Raw genomic sequence first — 14,763 nt, 5'->3', positions numbered from 1 at the left:
ATAAAAATATAATACTAACTAAATCTTAACAAACTCATGCACCAATTCTTAAGATTTTCTTATTGTTTCCTATGTACGATCATTGTCCAGAACTATTTTCATGGACATACAAAAAAAGAAGCCTCTCACAAGTTCCATGAACTTATGAGAGGCTTCGTTAAAATCCTAGCATTTCACCTATTACAAACCCTTCTAGCAAGGGGCTGACGGCTTATTACATCATGCCGCCCATGCCACCCATACCGCCCATATCAGGCATGCCTGGTGCTGCTGGTTCTGGAATATCTGCTACAACCGCTTCTGTTGTTAAGAATAAAGCTGCTACAGAAGCTGCGTTTTGTAGTGCTGAACGTGTTACTTTTGCTGGGTCTACTACGCCTGCTTCCATCATGTTTACCCATTCGCCTGTTGCCGCGTTGAAACCAACACCGATTTCTTCGCGTTTTAAACGGTCTACAATGATAGAACCTTCAAGACCAGCATTGTTTGCGATTTGACGAACTGGCTCTTCTAACGCACGAAGTACGATTTTTACACCAGTTGCTACATCGCCATCAAATGCGTCAGCTGCTTTTTCAACTGCTGCATAGACGTTTAGAAGTGCAGTACCACCACCTGATACAATACCTTCTTCAACTGCTGCACGTGTTGAGTTCAGTGCATCTTCAATGCGAAGTTTACGCTCTTTTAGTTCTGTTTCTGTTGCAGCACCAACTTTAATCACTGCTACACCACCAGCTAATTTCGCTAAGCGCTCTTGTAATTTTTCTTTATCGAACTCTGAAGTTGTTTCAGCAAGTTGTGCACGGATTTGGCCTACGCGACTTTCGATTGCATCTGCGCCGCCAACACCTTCTACGATTGTTGTGTTGTCTTTTGTGACAACAACTTTCGCTGCACGGCCTAGTGATGTAATATCAGCTGTTTTAAGGTCTAAACCTAATTCTTCTGTAATTACTTGACCACCTGTTAAGATTGCAATATCTTCTAGCATTGCTTTACGACGGTCACCGAAACCTGGCGCTTTTACTGCTACAGCGTTGAATGTACCGCGTAGTTTGTTTACAACAAGCGTTGCAAGAGCTTCACCTTCAACGTCTTCTGCGATCATTAAAAGTGGACGACCTTGTTGTACCACTTGTTCTAATAGTGGTAAAACTTCTTGGATATTTGTAATTTTCTTATCTGTAATTAAAATGTATGGGTTCTCAAGAACGGCTTCCATTTTATCTGTATCTGTTACCATATAGTGTGATGCATAACCACGATCGAATTGCATACCTTCCACTACATCTAACTCCGTTGTGAAACCTTTAGATTCTTCGATTGTAATAACACCATCATTACCAACACGTTCCATTGCTTCTGCAATTAGTTGGCCTACTTCGTCGTCTGCTGCTGAAATTGCCGCAACTTGTGCAATCTCTTCTTTGTTGCTTACTGGACGAGAAATGCTGTGTAATTCTGTCAGCGCTGCTGCTACCGCTTTGTCAATCCCTTTACGGATGCCAACAGGGTTTGCACCAGCTGTTACGTTTTTCAAACCTTCACGGATAATGGCTTGAGCAAGAACTGTTGCAGTCGTTGTACCATCACCAGCAATTTCATTTGTTTTAGAAGCAACTTCTGCTACTAATTTTGCACCCATGTTTTCGTATGGATTTTCAAGTTCAATTTCTTTTGCAATTGTTACACCATCATTTGTAATTAATGGTGAGCCGAATTTTTTTTCTAACACGACATTACGACCTTTAGGACCTAATGTCACTTTCACTGCGTTTGCTAATTTATCTACACCTTGAAGCATTAATGAACGAGCTTCTTCTGAGAATTTAATGTCTTTTGCCATTTGAATTTACCCTCCTGAAATGGAATATTCGTTAAGCTTGATTCATATAATAATAATTATCCAATAATTGCAAGAATATCGCTTTCGCGTAAGATTAAGTATTCATTGCCTTCATATTTAACTTCTGTACCTGCGTATTTAGAGAAAATAATGTGGTCGTCAACTTTAACGTCAAGCTCTACACGTTGTCCGTTTTCTAAAACACGACCTGTCCCAACTGCTACTACTTTACCTTCTTGCGGTTTTTCTTTTGCAGAGTCTGGTAGTACAATCCCAAATGCAGATTTTTCTTCTACCTCGATTAGTTCGATGACAATACGATCTCCTAGTGGTCTTAACAAGTAAAACAACCTCCTATTAATTTAAATATTAGTTGAAAGTTTATTAGCACTCTATATCAACGAGTGCTAATACATTTATTATGATAATCAATCAATTCTTTTTTTGCAAGCGAGAACTTCGAAAAATTTTGTTTTCTTTCCATATTCCTCTACAATAGAAAGGAAGCTTATGAATGGAAAGGATTTTGACTGTGAATAATTCTCTAAAAAGCGTTCAGCATAAAAAAACTGCACTTTACGTTTTAATCGTTTACATTATCATGCAAGTATCAGGTAGATGGTTGCTTTTACCGTTCCATCAATTCGTGATGAATACAACAGGCTTATCTCACGAACAAGCAGCTCCTATCACACAAGGCTGGTATATCGCACTCAGTTTTGCGATTGCATTGATTATAAGTTTAATTTTAACCACTCGCGATAAAACGTTTTGGGATGTCTATCAAGGTAAAAAAGAGTCTATCCCGCTTACAATTATGTGGGGCGTTTTAGGTTTCTTCCTTGTATTCTTCGGTCAAATGATTGGAGCGGCTATTGAAATGGCTGTTTTTGGAATCGAGGGTGGCTCACAAAACACTGCTGATATCGTAGCGATAGCTAAAGGTGCACCCATTGCCATTTTAGCGATTGTTGTCTTTGGTCCCATTTTAGAGGAATTTGTCTTCCGTCGCGTTATTTTCGGCTCACTTGTTCAAACGACGAATTTCTGGGTGGCGGCCATTGTTAGTGCTATTTTCTTCGCACTGATTCATTTTGATTTTTCACACATCCTGTTGTATACCATTTGTGGTTTAATCTTTGCTTTCCTATACCACAAAACAAAACGGATATGGACATCAATTATCGCGCACATTATGCTAAATGGCTTTGTAACGCTTATCCAATTAAACGCTGAACCGTTGCAAAAGTTTTTACAAGAACTGCAAAAAATGCAATAAAAAAAGCTGGATGTGGTCATCACATCCAGCTTTTTAAATTAGTCATTCATTTCTTCTATTTGTCGTTTTTGCTCAGCCAACAAACGCTCCACTTGCTCACGTTCTGCTGCTATCCGTTCTTCCTCTAACTGCATTGCTTCAGCTTGTAAAAATTTACGATAGCCCCTGCGCGCTATAATAATACTAATCTCATAAATTACAAATAGCGGAATTGCTACAATAACATTTGAAATAAAGTCGGGTGGTGCAAGGAATACCGCTATCACAACTAACACGAAATATGCATATTTTCTGAACTTCACCATTAATTCAGGATTTAATATACCTAAACGTGCTAAAAATAACGTTACAACAGGTAACTGAAAAACGATTCCGAAAGGCATAACTAGGCGAAACAAAAATGAAAAATATGCGTTAATTCCTATTGTTTGTTTGATTTCTAAATCCGCAGATAAGCCCATCATAAAATGCATAACATATGGGAACAACACAAAATAAGAAAATGATGCACCTGCTATAAATAGAATAAACGAATAAGGAATATATTTTAAAGTAGCCTTACGTTCTGTCTCATGTAAACCTGGTGTGATAAACAACCAAATTTGATGAAGAAGCAATGGTGAACTTAAAACGAACGCTACAAAAACCGTCACTTGTAGGTAAATAACAAGAGGATCGGTCACATTAAACGCGTTTAAAGTTAGTTGCTCTGCTTCTTTACTATATTGAATATATTTAATAATTGGTTCAGCTAGATAAAAGCCAACAATAAGTGCAATAACAAAGAAAACAGCACAAATAAAGAGCCGTTTCCTTAGTTCTACTAAATGCTCTGTAACAGTTAATTCTCTTGGATTCATATTAAATTGACATCCTTAACTTACTTAACGTTATCATTTTCTTTATGTTCAATTACTTTCTTTTTTGCATCATCATCGTCATCAGCTAGACCTTTTGTTGCATTTTTAAATTCGCGAAGTGTAGAACCCATAGCTTTACCTAGCTCTGGTAATTTCTTTGGTCCGAAAATTAAAATTGCAACCACACCGATAATAACTAGGCCAACTGGTGTAATAGCACTTAAGTGCACAACCATTACAGCCACCTCCTCTTATATATATATCATTTTAACTTAAATTTTTAGGTTTGGCGAATTTATTTAGATAGTTTGAACGCCATCAATTGTAACTGTTTACAAAATTGTGAATGCACTTATTTATCGCTATTTCTTATTAAATAAATAAGCGCTTGCAATTCAACTGATAAATCTATTGTTAATAATTTCATAGAATCGGGTACAGTAATTCGCTCTGGTGTAAAGTTTAAAATACCTTTTGCGTCCATTGCAGCTAAGCGATCCGCCATCTTCTGAGCAGAGCGTGAAGATACTGTTAAAATAGCTAGGTCTGCCCCGTATTCAGCATACTTTTCTTCTAGTAAATCGGGATGATACACAGGAATATTGCTGATCATTTTCCCTTCCTTAGGCGCCTTCGAATCAAATGCCACCACAATGTGCGTATTATGATTTTTCTGGAAATTATACTTTAAAAAGGCATTACCTAAGTTCCCCACACCGATTAATGCTACTTTTGTTGTTTCATGCTGATCTAGTGTTTGACTAAAAAATGTCAATAGATGTTGTACATCGTAGCCATATCCCTTTTTCCCAAGCGCACCAAAATAAGAGAAATCACGACGAATCGTTGCAGAGTCGATTTTCATCGCTTCGCTCAATTCCTTCGATGAAATACGTTCCATTCCTTCTTGCGCAAAGTTTTGGATAAATCGATAGTAAAGAGGAAGTCTTTTAGTTGTGGCTTGTGGAATTTTCACTTCTTGTTTCAAACTTTTTCCTCCTTATAAACACATCAAATCCACAGAAGTGCATTTGAATATTCTTTTGAAACATGCTTATACAAATCAATTACATCACTGTGTAATTGCGTCCAGATATTTTCCAAGCTTATGCGGTAATCTGTGACATCCACTGGTGGATTTCCCTTTAGTTAACGGCGTTTTTTACGCCACTAACTAAAGAGAAATCGTTTCAATCTTACATGACAGCTTGGAATAAGTAAAGCACTGACATTGCAAGCAAATCCCTCATCATTTACACTAAGAATGAATTGAGGTGTCAAGAATGATTGTATTACAAGTCAATCAACTATATAAATCCTTTATTGCCGATGAAATTTTAAGTGGCGTAAAACTAGAAGTTCAACATCGTGATCGTGTCGCATTAGTAGGACGTAACGGTGCTGGTAAATCCACTTTACTAAAAATCATTGCTGGTCAATTGTCATATGATGCTGGCGATATTATCATTCCAAAAGGTGTACAAGTCGGCTATTTGGAACAACATGCTGGACTAAATTCTACGTTGTCAATTTGGGACGAAATGATGACAATTTTTGAACCGCTTCTTTCACAAGAAAAAGCATTACGTTCCCTTGAACAACAAATGGCTAATCCAGCCGTTTACGATAACTCTGACATGTATACAAAGATAATGTCCGAATATGACCAATTACAACATGATTTTAAAGATGCAGGTGGCTATCAGTACGAGTCTGATACACGCTCTGTTCTTCATGGAATGCAATTTTACCCAGAGGATTATGAAAAACCAATAAGCTCCTTGTCAGGGGGCCAGCGAACTCGTCTAGCTCTTGCTAAGCTGCTACTAAGCAAGCCCGATTTATTAATTCTCGATGAGCCTACCAACCATTTAGATATTGAAACGCTATCTTGGTTAGAGAATTATTTAAAAGGCTATGAAGGCGCTATTTTAATTGTTTCCCATGACCGTTATTTCTTAGATCAAGTTGTTTCTATCGTCTATGAAGTATCTCGCCATCGCGTCACAAAATATACAGGCAACTATAGTGCCTATTTAGATGAGAAAGCAAAAAACTATGAGCGCGATATGAAAATGTTTGAACGCCAACAAGATGAGAAAGCCAAGCTAGAGGATTTTATTCAAAAAAATATTGCCCGTGCCTCGACGACCAAAATGGCACAGAGCCGACGCAAAATGCTTGAACGCACAGAATGGATGGACTCCCCTGAAGGAGATGAAAAGTCCGCTAGCTTCGGTTTTACAATTGAACGGCAAAGTGGAAATGATGTACTTTCTATTGATGCCTTAGCTGTTGGCTACGGTGACAAGCAAATTTCTAGCGGCATAACACTACGAACTTTTCGTGAAGACCGCATCGCATTAGTCGGACCAAACGGTGTGGGCAAATCCACATTATTAAAAACCATAGTAAAAGATTTGTCCCCACTTGCAGGGGAAATCCGCTATGGTACTAATGTGCAAATTGGCTATTACGATCAAGAACAGGCGAAACTATCTAGCAACAAGAGCGTTTTAAAGGAACTATGGGATGAATGGCCATTAATGAATGAAAAAGATATTCGCACTGTACTTGGTCGCTTTTTATTCAGCGGCGAAGATGTGGATAAAACGGTAAACTCTTTATCTGGTGGTGAGAAAGCTCGACTGGCATTGGCAAAGTTAATGATGCAAAAAGCGAATTTCTTAATTCTCGATGAGCCTACCAACCATTTAGATTTGGATAGTAAAGAGGTGCTAGAAAATGCCCTAATTGATTATCCTGGAACGCTCCTTTTCGTATCACATGACCGTTATTTCATTAACCGAATTGCTACCAAAGTTGTTGAGCTATCTGGAGAAGGTTCTTTTGAGTATTTAGGTGATTATGATTATTATCTTGAGAAAAAACAGGAGCTTTACGAAATTGCTCAAATGAAAGCAGCTTCTCAGTCACAACTACAATCAACAGCATCTGAAAAGACCTCTACTTCAACAATTGATAAAGAGGCAAAAAAGCGTGAACGCCAAATTAGAAGAACTATTGAAGAGCTAGAAGTCAACATGCAGAAGGCTTCAGTAGAAATTGCTCGTTTAGAAGAAGCACTTTGCGATTCTGAAATTTTCACAGACCATGAGAAAATTATACAACTACAAAATGAGTTAGCTACTGTTAAAGAACAGCACGAAGTCATTGAAATGGAATGGCTTGAGCTAAATGAAGAATTAGAAAATATTATTTTGTAAATCGTATAGCAACTGTATAATCTTTTAAGTACTTGGCACTAAACATAAATACCTTGCATAATATAAGCTCCTAAATCTTAAAAATCCACTTCGCTTTCCGCGGGCACACACGTAAGCCGCAACCCTCGCTATCGCATGGAATGCCTTCGTCTTACGTTCTGTCGTGGATTTCCCCTCATAATTTTCAGAATTGTTTTAGTACCTGGCACCTTTAGCCATATGCTTGTCATATGGCTTTTTTCTTTACTCGCCTTTATTTTTCATATATATTGGTCAAGTGCTATTTTTCGACAAAAAATGCCCACAACTTTATTCACACTATAAAACTAGTAATATCAACATATCAACAGACTTTTCCACACTGTCCACAATTTCAAATTATTTAATCCACATAGTTTTGTGTAAAATACGCTACTATATATAGAATAATCACAACTTATGCACAAGTTATCCACATTTTGTGCATAAGTACGAATGTTCGCAGTTTTTTCACATGTTTTTTTCACACGTTCTGTGGATAATTTTCTGAAAAATTTGTCAACTATTCTTTTTCTATTATAAGTATATATTTTCTTACAATATTCAAGATTTTATACGTAAAAAAAGAGGATGCCCGAATAACTTGAGCCTCCTCTTTTCAATCTCTTAGTCAACCCACGATTTTAATTCCATACCTGGGCGACCATTCATCATCATATTTCCACGAATACCAGCTTCAAACATTGGTGTTGCGGCTGCTCCAATCATTGCTGCATTGTCTGTACACAATTTCAATGGCGGTACAAAAAATGGAATTCCCTCTTTTGCAAAAACCGTTTCAAGGGATGTGCGCAGTCCTTTATTCGCAGCTACTCCACCAGCTGCAATGACTTGTTTAACATTATACTCCCGCGCTGCACGCAATGTTTTAGCTGTTAGAACTTCCACTACACTTTCCTGAAAGCCCTTTGCAACTGCAGTTGGTGATATTTCTTCACCACGTTGATCCATATTGTGCTTATAGTTAATAACTGCCGATTTTAAGCCACTAAAGCTAAAATCATACGAGCCTTCTTCAAGCCATACACGAGGAAAAGCAACGGCTTCTTGCCCTTCATGTGCTAACTGATCTATACGAGGACCTCCAGGATATGGTAAGCCTAGCACGCGTGCAACTTTGTCGTATGCTTCACCTGCTGCATCATCTCGTGTTTCGCCAATCACTTCAAACGAACCATGCTCTTTCATATAAACAAGCTCTGTATGTCCCCCTGACACAACAAGGGCTAGAAGTGGAAATTCCATCGGTTGAACAAGTGCGTTAGCATAAATATGTCCAGCAATATGATGCACACCTAAAATCGGTATATTATTGGCAAAGGCAAACGCCTTTGCAGCATTAATGCCAATTAAAAGTGCTCCTACAAGACCAGGTCCTTCTGTAACAGCTACTGCATCTAAGTCAGAGGGCTTCATATTCGCTTGTTTTAGCGCCTCTTCAATAACAATAGTAATTTGTTCGACATGATGGCGTGATGCAATTTCTGGTACAACACCACCAAATCGCTTATGGCTTTCAATTTGTGAAGCTACCACATTTGAAACAATTTCAGAACCATTACGAATAATCGCGGCTGCTGTTTCATCACAGCTCGATTCAATTGCTAATATAACTCGATTTTCCATTATAAATTCACCCACATGACTAGGGCATCCTCCCCGTTATCTGTATAGTATCCTTTGCGTATGCCACCATCTTGAAATGCTAGCTTGCGGTAAAGGTTTTGCGCCACAGTATTGGTTTCACGTACCTCTAGGCTCATCACGTCCATTCCATGCTCACGTGCAATACGCATCGCTTCCCGCATTAAGCCTTCTCCGATTCCTTGTCCACGAGCCGTCTCTAAAACAGCCACATTGGTTATTTGCGCCGCATCTATAACCATCCACATGCCACAAAAACCAATTATAGTATTGTTTTCATCTACTGCTAAAACATAGTGTGCATATTGATTTTCATGCATCTCATAGTAAAAAGAATCCAATGTCCATGGTGTAGGAAATGTAGCAAGCTCAATCGCATATACCGCTGGAACATCCTCTGACACCATTTTACGATATACGATATTACTGCTCATGTGTCTTCTCCTTTTGCTCCTTTAACCAATTCGCTTCAGCCTCAGCAATGCGTTTATATTGCGGAGTAAAATGGTGAACTGCCTCGATACTCGGTAGCTCTTCTGCGCTCGCTAAAAGAATGGCTGCACTAGCTCGTGGCAAGTCCTCATGAAGAGCTGCACGACACGCGTTTACTCCAAGAACTTCAACAATTTTATCCCAAAATACATCGACATCAGCCCCTACAAATAGTATAGGCGCGTTTAAAGCTTCCAAACGTGTTAACAGTGCCTCTATATGATCATGATAGTCTTCTATAACCACATCCAGTTTTGTTCCTTTATAAACAGCAGTATATACATTGCCCCGACGTGCATCAAAGATAGGACAAATTAGTCCATCAAAAAGTGCTGCATTTGCTGCTAAAACTTTTAAGCTTGAAACACCGACTAATGGCTTTTGAAGCGTCCACGCTAATGTTTTAGCAAGTGTTACACCAATGCGCACGCCTGTATAAGATCCAGGTCCTTCTGATACAGCAATTGCATCTAGTTCATTTGGCTTTACACCTACATTTGCTAGTATCGTTTCAATTGCTGGCATGGCTCCTGCAGAATGCGTTAATTTTATATTTTGTACAACCTCGGCCATCACTTTTCCGTCCTTTACAACTGCAACAGACAGTGGCGCATTAGCTGTTTCAATTCCCAACCAAATCATCTCATTAGCTCCTCACATAGTGCCTCGTATCTCTTTCCATAAGGCATTAACACAAATCGTCTTTCGTTTTCACCAATACGATATATTTCAATTCCTAAACGTTCCTTTGGTAAATCCTGTTCAATTAAATGGGCCCACTCAACAACTGATACCGCATCACCGTAAAATAGCTCATCCCAGCCAAGGTCCTCATCGCTTTCTGCCAAGCGATATACATCTAAATGATTAAAAGGTAAACGTCCCTCATATTGTTTTACAATAGTAAAAGTAGGGCTATTAACCGTTCTTGTTACTCCTAGCCCTTTTGCTAATGCCTTTGTAAATGTGGTTTTCCCAGCCCCTAAATCCCCTTCTAATGTAATTGTATCTTGAGCCATCAGTAAATTTGCTAACTTAATGGCAAAGCGTTCTGTATCCTCTAGTGAATTCATTATTTTTTCAAATATCATCTCTATGTCCTCTCCTAGCTCATTACTTCTAGTTTACCGAAACACAAGCAAATGTTCAAAGCATCCAGTGAATTTCAAAAAAAAATAAACACGTCTTCCTGATTGAAGACGTGTCTACTCTCTTGTTGAATATCCCTTTACAGCAATAACCTCTTTATTTACTAATTTATCATCTTTAAATTGAATTATGTAGGCTTGTGTCATAAGGATTTCATCATTCCAACGATAATAATTACTTTCAATCATCTCACTAGCGTCCCCACCAGCAATTTTAACTACATCCATATACGTCATACCTTGTTTCAGTTGCGCAAATTCATGTTCATTCATATTTTTTTGCCAATGATATGAATTTGATTCCTCAATATCAATAATGGGTACTCCACAAGCAACCTTAAGTATAAAGATTAACCAATAGATACCGAAACGAAAAGCTATGGACATACCTCCGTCCTTGCAAAAACTCATACTGTCTATACATATGCACTGGACAACGATTTAGTGCATATCTTTTAGTATCCTCTATTTTCATGAAGCTACTGATTCCATTGTTTTATTGGCGATTTCTCTCGGTTTAGTGGCGATTTCATACGCACTCAAATAAAAAAGCCCTTATGATTAATAAAAATCATAAGAACTGTAATTTCATATAAATGGCGGTCCCGACCGGGATCGAACCGGCGATCTCCTGCGTGACAGGCAGGCATGTTAACCGCTACACCACGGGACCTCTTTAAGACATTTATAAATATAACACAAAAAATATAAAACTACAATACTATTTTTATTTATTTATTAAAAAATAGTAAAGAATACCTCTAATCTGGCAATAAAAAAACAGCCAGCACACAGCTACCTGTTTGAATTGCCTAGCGACGTCCTACTCTCACAGGGGGAAGCCCCCAACTACCATCGGCGCTAAAGAGCTTAACTTCCGTGTTCGGTATGGGAACGGGTGTGACCTCTTTGCCATCATCACTAGACTATGTTCGACCTCCAATACACGGCGTATTACTACGTCAGCTTCTCTCGTTCAATCAGTCACGTACAAAGGTACGCTCCTTCAATCACTCGTTTGCTTCCTTGTTCTACTTGTGTCTTGAAGCTCTCACGGCTTTCAATATACATTGTATCTTGAAACCCTTTTATGAAAGAGTTATTCTTTCAAAACTGGATAAACGGTGCATTGAATGTTTCAAACTTTTGGTTAAGTCCTCGATCGATTAGTATTCGTCAGCTCCATGTGTCACCACACTTCCACCTCGAACCTATCTACCTCATCGTCTTTGAGGGATCTTACTTACTTGCGTAATGGGAAATCTCATCTTGAGGGGGGCTTCATGCTTAGATGCTTTCAGCACTTATCCCGTCCACACATAGCTACCCAGCGATGCCTTTGGCAAGACAACTGGTACACCAGCGGTGTGTCCATCCCGGTCCTCTCGTACTAAGGACAGCTCCTCTCAAATTTCCTACGCCCACGACGGATAGGGACCGAACTGTCTCACGACGTTCTGAACCCAGCTCGCGTACCGCTTTAATGGGCGAACAGCCCAACCCTTGGGACCGACTACAGCCCCAGGATGCGATGAGCCGACATCGAGGTGCCAAACCTCCCCGTCGATGTGGACTCTTGGGGGAGATAAGCCTGTTATCCCCGGGGTAGCTTTTATCCGTTGAGCGATGGCCCTTCCATGCGGAACCACCGGATCACTAAGCCCGTCTTTCGACCCTGCTCGACTTGTAGGTCTCGCAGTCAAGCTCCCTTGTGCCTTTACACTCTACGAATGATTTCCAACCATTCTGAGGGAACCTTTGGGCGCCTCCGTTACCTTTTAGGAGGCGACCGCCCCAGTCAAACTGTCCGCCTGACACTGTCTCCTGCCCCGCTAAGGGGCATGGGTTAGAATTTCAATACAACCAGGGTAGTATCCCACCGACGCCTCCTTCGAAGCTGGCGCTCCGAGATCTCTGGCTCCTACCTATCCTGTACAAGTTGTACCAAAATTCAATATCAGGCTACAGTAAAGCTCCACGGGGTCTTTCCGTCCTGTCGCGGGTAACCTGCATCTTCACAGGTACTATAATTTCACCGAGTCTCTCGTTGAGACAGTGCCCAGATCGTTACGCCTTTCGTGCGGGTCGGAACTTACCCGACAAGGAATTTCGCTACCTTAGGACCGTTATAGTTACGGCCGCCGTTTACTGGGGCTTCAATTCGCAGCTTCGCTTGCGCTAACCACTCCTCTTAACCTTCCAGCACCGGGCAGGCGTCAGCCCCTATACGTCACCTTACGGTTTTGCAGAGACCTGTGTTTTTGCTAAACAGTCGCCTGGGCCTATTCACTGCGGCTCTCATGCGCTTGCACGCTCAAGAGCACCCCTTCTCCCGAAGTTACGGGGTCATTTTGCCGAGTTCCTTAACGAGAGTTCTCTCGCACACCTTAGGATTCTCTCCTCGACTACCTGTGTCGGTTTGCGGTACGGGCACCTCTCACCTCGATAGAGGCTTTTCTTGGCAGTGTGAAATCAGGAACTTCGTCCATACGGACTCGCCATCACAGCTCAACGTTACAGTGTGCGGATTTGCCTACACACACGCCTTACTGCTTGGACGCGCACAACCAACGGCGCGCTTACCCTATCCTACTGCGTCCCCCCATTTCTCAAACGGTGAGGAGGTGGTACAGGAATATCAACCTGTTGTCCATCGCCTACGCCTATCGGCCTCGGCTTAGGTCCCGACTAACCCTGAGCGGACGAGCCTTCCTCAGGAAACCTTAGTCATACGGTGGACGGGATTCTCACCCGTCTTTCGCTACTCATACCGGCATTCTCACTTCTAAGCGCTCCACCAGTCCTTCCGGTCTGACTTCAACGCACTTAGAACGCTCTCCTACCACTGACATCGTAGATGTCAATCCACAGCTTCGGTGAATCGTTTAGCCCCGATACATTTTCGGCGCAGCGTCACTCGACCAGTGAGCTATTACGCACTCTTTAAATGATGGCTGCTTCTAAGCCAACATCCTGGTTGTCTGTGCAACGCCACATCCTTTTCCACTTAACGATTACTTTGGGACCTTAGCTGGTGGTCTGGGCTGTTTCCCTTTTGACTACGGATCTTATCACTCGCAGTCTGACTCCCGTGTATAAATATCTGGCATTCGGAGTTTGTCTGAATTCGGTAAACCGGGATGGCCCCCTAGTCCAAACAGTGCTCTACCTCCAGTATTCTCATCACGAGGCTAGCCCTAAAGCTATTTCGGAGAGAACCAGCTATCTCCAAGTTCGATTGGAATTTCTCCGCTACCCACACCTCATCCCCGCACTTTTCAACGTGCGTGGGTTCGGGCCTCCAGTAAGTGTTACCTCACCTTCACCCTGGACATGGGTAGATCACCTGGTTTCGGGTCTACGACCACGTACTAATTCGCCCTATTCAGACTCGCTTTCGCTGCGGCTCCGCCTTCTAAAGCTTAACCTCGCACGTAATCGTAACTCGCCGGTTCATTCTACAAAAGGCACGCTATCACCCATTAACGGGCTCTAACTACTTGTAGGCACACGGTTTCAGGATCTCTTTCACTCCCCTTCCGGGGTGCTTTTCACCTTTCCCTCACGGTACTGGTTCACTATCGGTCACTAGGTAGTATTTAGCCTTGGGAGATGGTCCTCCCGGATTCCGACGGAATTTCACGTGTTCCGCCGTACTCAGGATCCACTCTGGAGGGAACGAACTTTCGACTACAGGGCTTTTACCTGCTCTGGCGGACCTTTCCAAGTCGCTTCATCTAACTCATTCCTTTGTAACTCCGTATAGAGTGTCCTACAACCCCAAGAGGCAAGCCTCTTGGTTTGGGCTCTTCCCGTTTCGCTCGCCGCTACTCAGGGAATCGATTTTTCTTTCTCTTCCTCCAGGTACTTAGATGTTTCAGTTCCCTGGGTCTGCCTTCAAGACGCTATGTATTCACGTCAAGATACTACGCGATTAAACGTAGTGGGTTCCCCCATTCGGAAATCTCCGGATCAAAGCTCACTTACAGCTCCCCGAAGCATATCGGTGTTAGTGCCGTCCTTCTTCGGCTCCTAGTGCCAAGGCATTCGCCGTGCGCCCTTAATAACTTAACCTAGTTATTAAGCCTATAAAAAACTTAAAAAATAAATGTGTTTGTTACAATTTCAATGTCGTTTTATCCAGTTTTCAAAGAACAAATTTTGAAGTGTTTCATTCAGAAGAATGAACCTTCAAAACTGAACGCAAAACGTAATCTTACAAACC

Annotated in this window: 12 protein-coding genes, 1 tRNA gene and 2 rRNA genes; 2 read left to right on the top strand and 13 right to left on the bottom strand. The window is 41.1% G+C overall.

Going from position 1 to position 14,763, the window contains the following annotated elements; all coding sequences use genetic code 11:
- Positions 1-214: 214 nt before the first annotated feature.
- Together groL and groES are read right to left on the bottom strand one after the other, a co-directional pair.
- Positions 215-1,849: a chaperonin GroEL gene (gene groL, locus LS41612_RS02755; protein WP_024363934.1), complete on the bottom strand. Its 1,635-nt coding sequence runs from the start codon at positions 1,847-1,849 to the stop codon at positions 215-217.
- A 56-nt stretch (positions 1,850-1,905) separates the two neighbouring features.
- Positions 1,906-2,190: a co-chaperone GroES gene (groES, locus tag LS41612_RS02750; protein WP_024363933.1), complete on the bottom strand. Its 285-nt coding sequence runs from the start codon at positions 2,188-2,190 to the stop codon at positions 1,906-1,908.
- A 173-nt stretch (positions 2,191-2,363) separates the two neighbouring features.
- Here groES and LS41612_RS02745 point away from each other — a divergent pair, with 173 nt between their 5' ends.
- Positions 2,364-3,128, top strand: a complete 765-nt coding sequence (locus tag LS41612_RS02745) for a CPBP family intramembrane glutamic endopeptidase (RefSeq protein WP_024363932.1) — start codon at positions 2,364-2,366, stop codon at positions 3,126-3,128.
- 38 nt (positions 3,129-3,166) lie between these two features.
- Here LS41612_RS02745 and tatC read toward each other — a convergent pair whose 3' ends face one another.
- From tatC to LS41612_RS02730, 3 genes are all read right to left on the bottom strand, one after another.
- Positions 3,167-3,988, bottom strand: a complete 822-nt coding sequence (tatC, locus tag LS41612_RS02740; protein WP_024363931.1) for a twin-arginine translocase subunit TatC — start codon at positions 3,986-3,988, stop codon at positions 3,167-3,169.
- 20 nt (positions 3,989-4,008) lie between these two features.
- Positions 4,009-4,224, bottom strand: coding sequence for a twin-arginine translocase TatA/TatE family subunit (locus LS41612_RS02735; RefSeq protein ID WP_024363930.1), 216 nt, complete (start codon positions 4,222-4,224; stop codon positions 4,009-4,011).
- Between the two features lie 116 nt (positions 4,225-4,340).
- Positions 4,341-4,976 (bottom strand): redox-sensing transcriptional repressor Rex, encoded by a 636-nt coding sequence (locus LS41612_RS02730; RefSeq protein ID WP_024363929.1) that lies wholly within the window; start codon positions 4,974-4,976, stop codon positions 4,341-4,343.
- Positions 4,977-5,271: 295 nt separating this feature from the next.
- On the opposite strand from LS41612_RS02730, the gene LS41612_RS02725 reads away from it, so the two are divergent.
- Positions 5,272-7,215, top strand: coding sequence for an ABC transporter ATP-binding protein (locus LS41612_RS02725; protein WP_024363928.1), 1,944 nt, complete (start codon positions 5,272-5,274; stop codon positions 7,213-7,215).
- Between the two features lie 645 nt (positions 7,216-7,860).
- Here the strand turns inward: LS41612_RS02725 and tsaD are convergent.
- From tsaD to LS41612_RS02685, 8 genes are all read right to left on the bottom strand, one after another.
- On the bottom strand, positions 7,861-8,880 hold the full coding sequence (gene tsaD, locus LS41612_RS02720) for a tRNA (adenosine(37)-N6)-threonylcarbamoyltransferase complex transferase subunit TsaD (protein WP_029747360.1): 1,020 nt from the start codon (positions 8,878-8,880) through the stop codon (positions 7,861-7,863).
- On the bottom strand, positions 8,880-9,332 hold the full coding sequence (rimI, locus tag LS41612_RS02715) for a ribosomal protein S18-alanine N-acetyltransferase (RefSeq protein WP_024363926.1): 453 nt from the start codon (positions 9,330-9,332) through the stop codon (positions 8,880-8,882). Before rimI ends, tsaD begins: the two co-directional genes overlap by 1 nt.
- Entirely contained in the window at positions 9,322-10,032 is a 711-nt protein-coding gene (gene tsaB, locus LS41612_RS02710) for a tRNA (adenosine(37)-N6)-threonylcarbamoyltransferase complex dimerization subunit type 1 TsaB (protein WP_024363925.1), read from the bottom strand. Before tsaB ends, rimI begins: the two co-directional genes overlap by 11 nt.
- Positions 10,029-10,481 (bottom strand): tRNA (adenosine(37)-N6)-threonylcarbamoyltransferase complex ATPase subunit type 1 TsaE, encoded by a 453-nt coding sequence (gene tsaE, locus LS41612_RS02705; RefSeq protein ID WP_024363924.1) that lies wholly within the window; start codon positions 10,479-10,481, stop codon positions 10,029-10,031. Before tsaE ends, tsaB begins: the two co-directional genes overlap by 4 nt.
- A gap of 114 nt (positions 10,482-10,595) precedes the next feature.
- Complete coding sequence (locus tag LS41612_RS02700; RefSeq protein WP_024363923.1) at positions 10,596-10,925, bottom strand: hypothetical protein; 330 nt, start codon at positions 10,923-10,925, stop codon at positions 10,596-10,598.
- A gap of 210 nt (positions 10,926-11,135) precedes the next feature.
- Positions 11,136-11,211: transfer RNA gene (locus tag LS41612_RS02695), tRNA-Asp, on the bottom strand.
- Between the two features lie 137 nt (positions 11,212-11,348).
- Positions 11,349-11,464, bottom strand: a 5S ribosomal RNA gene (gene rrf / locus LS41612_RS02690).
- Positions 11,465-11,684: 220 nt separating this feature from the next.
- Positions 11,685-14,612, bottom strand: a 23S ribosomal RNA gene (locus LS41612_RS02685).
- Positions 14,613-14,763: the final 151 nt, after the last annotated feature.

Source organism: Lysinibacillus sphaericus (assembly GCF_002982115.1).
Taxonomy (GTDB): Bacteria; Bacillota; Bacilli; order Bacillales_A; family Planococcaceae; genus Lysinibacillus; species Lysinibacillus sphaericus.
The sequence above is the reverse complement of the archived record's forward strand: the minus strand, read 5'-3'. Positions and strand labels throughout refer to the sequence as shown.

Coding starts and splice junctions, on each gene's coding strand:
- LS41612_RS02745 (WP_024363932.1), top strand. CDS start 2,364: ATGGAAAGGATTTTGACTGTGAATAATTCTCTAAAAAGCGTTCAGCAT.
- tsaD (WP_029747360.1), bottom strand. CDS start 8,880: ATGGAAAATCGAGTTATATTAGCAATTGAATCGAGCTGTGATGAAACA.
- LS41612_RS02735 (WP_024363930.1), bottom strand. CDS start 4,224: ATGGTTGTGCACTTAAGTGCTATTACACCAGTTGGCCTAGTTATTATC.
- tsaE (WP_024363924.1), bottom strand. CDS start 10,481: ATGATATTTGAAAAAATAATGAATTCACTAGAGGATACAGAACGCTTT.
- tsaB (WP_024363925.1), bottom strand. CDS start 10,032: ATGATTTGGTTGGGAATTGAAACAGCTAATGCGCCACTGTCTGTTGCA.
- tatC (WP_024363931.1), bottom strand. CDS start 3,988: ATGAATCCAAGAGAATTAACTGTTACAGAGCATTTAGTAGAACTAAGG.
- rimI (WP_024363926.1), bottom strand. CDS start 9,332: ATGAGCAGTAATATCGTATATCGTAAAATGGTGTCAGAGGATGTTCCA.
- LS41612_RS02700 (WP_024363923.1), bottom strand. CDS start 10,925: ATGTCCATAGCTTTTCGTTTCGGTATCTATTGGTTAATCTTTATACTT.
- LS41612_RS02725 (WP_024363928.1), top strand. CDS start 5,272: ATGATTGTATTACAAGTCAATCAACTATATAAATCCTTTATTGCCGAT.
- groL (WP_024363934.1), bottom strand. CDS start 1,849: ATGGCAAAAGACATTAAATTCTCAGAAGAAGCTCGTTCATTAATGCTT.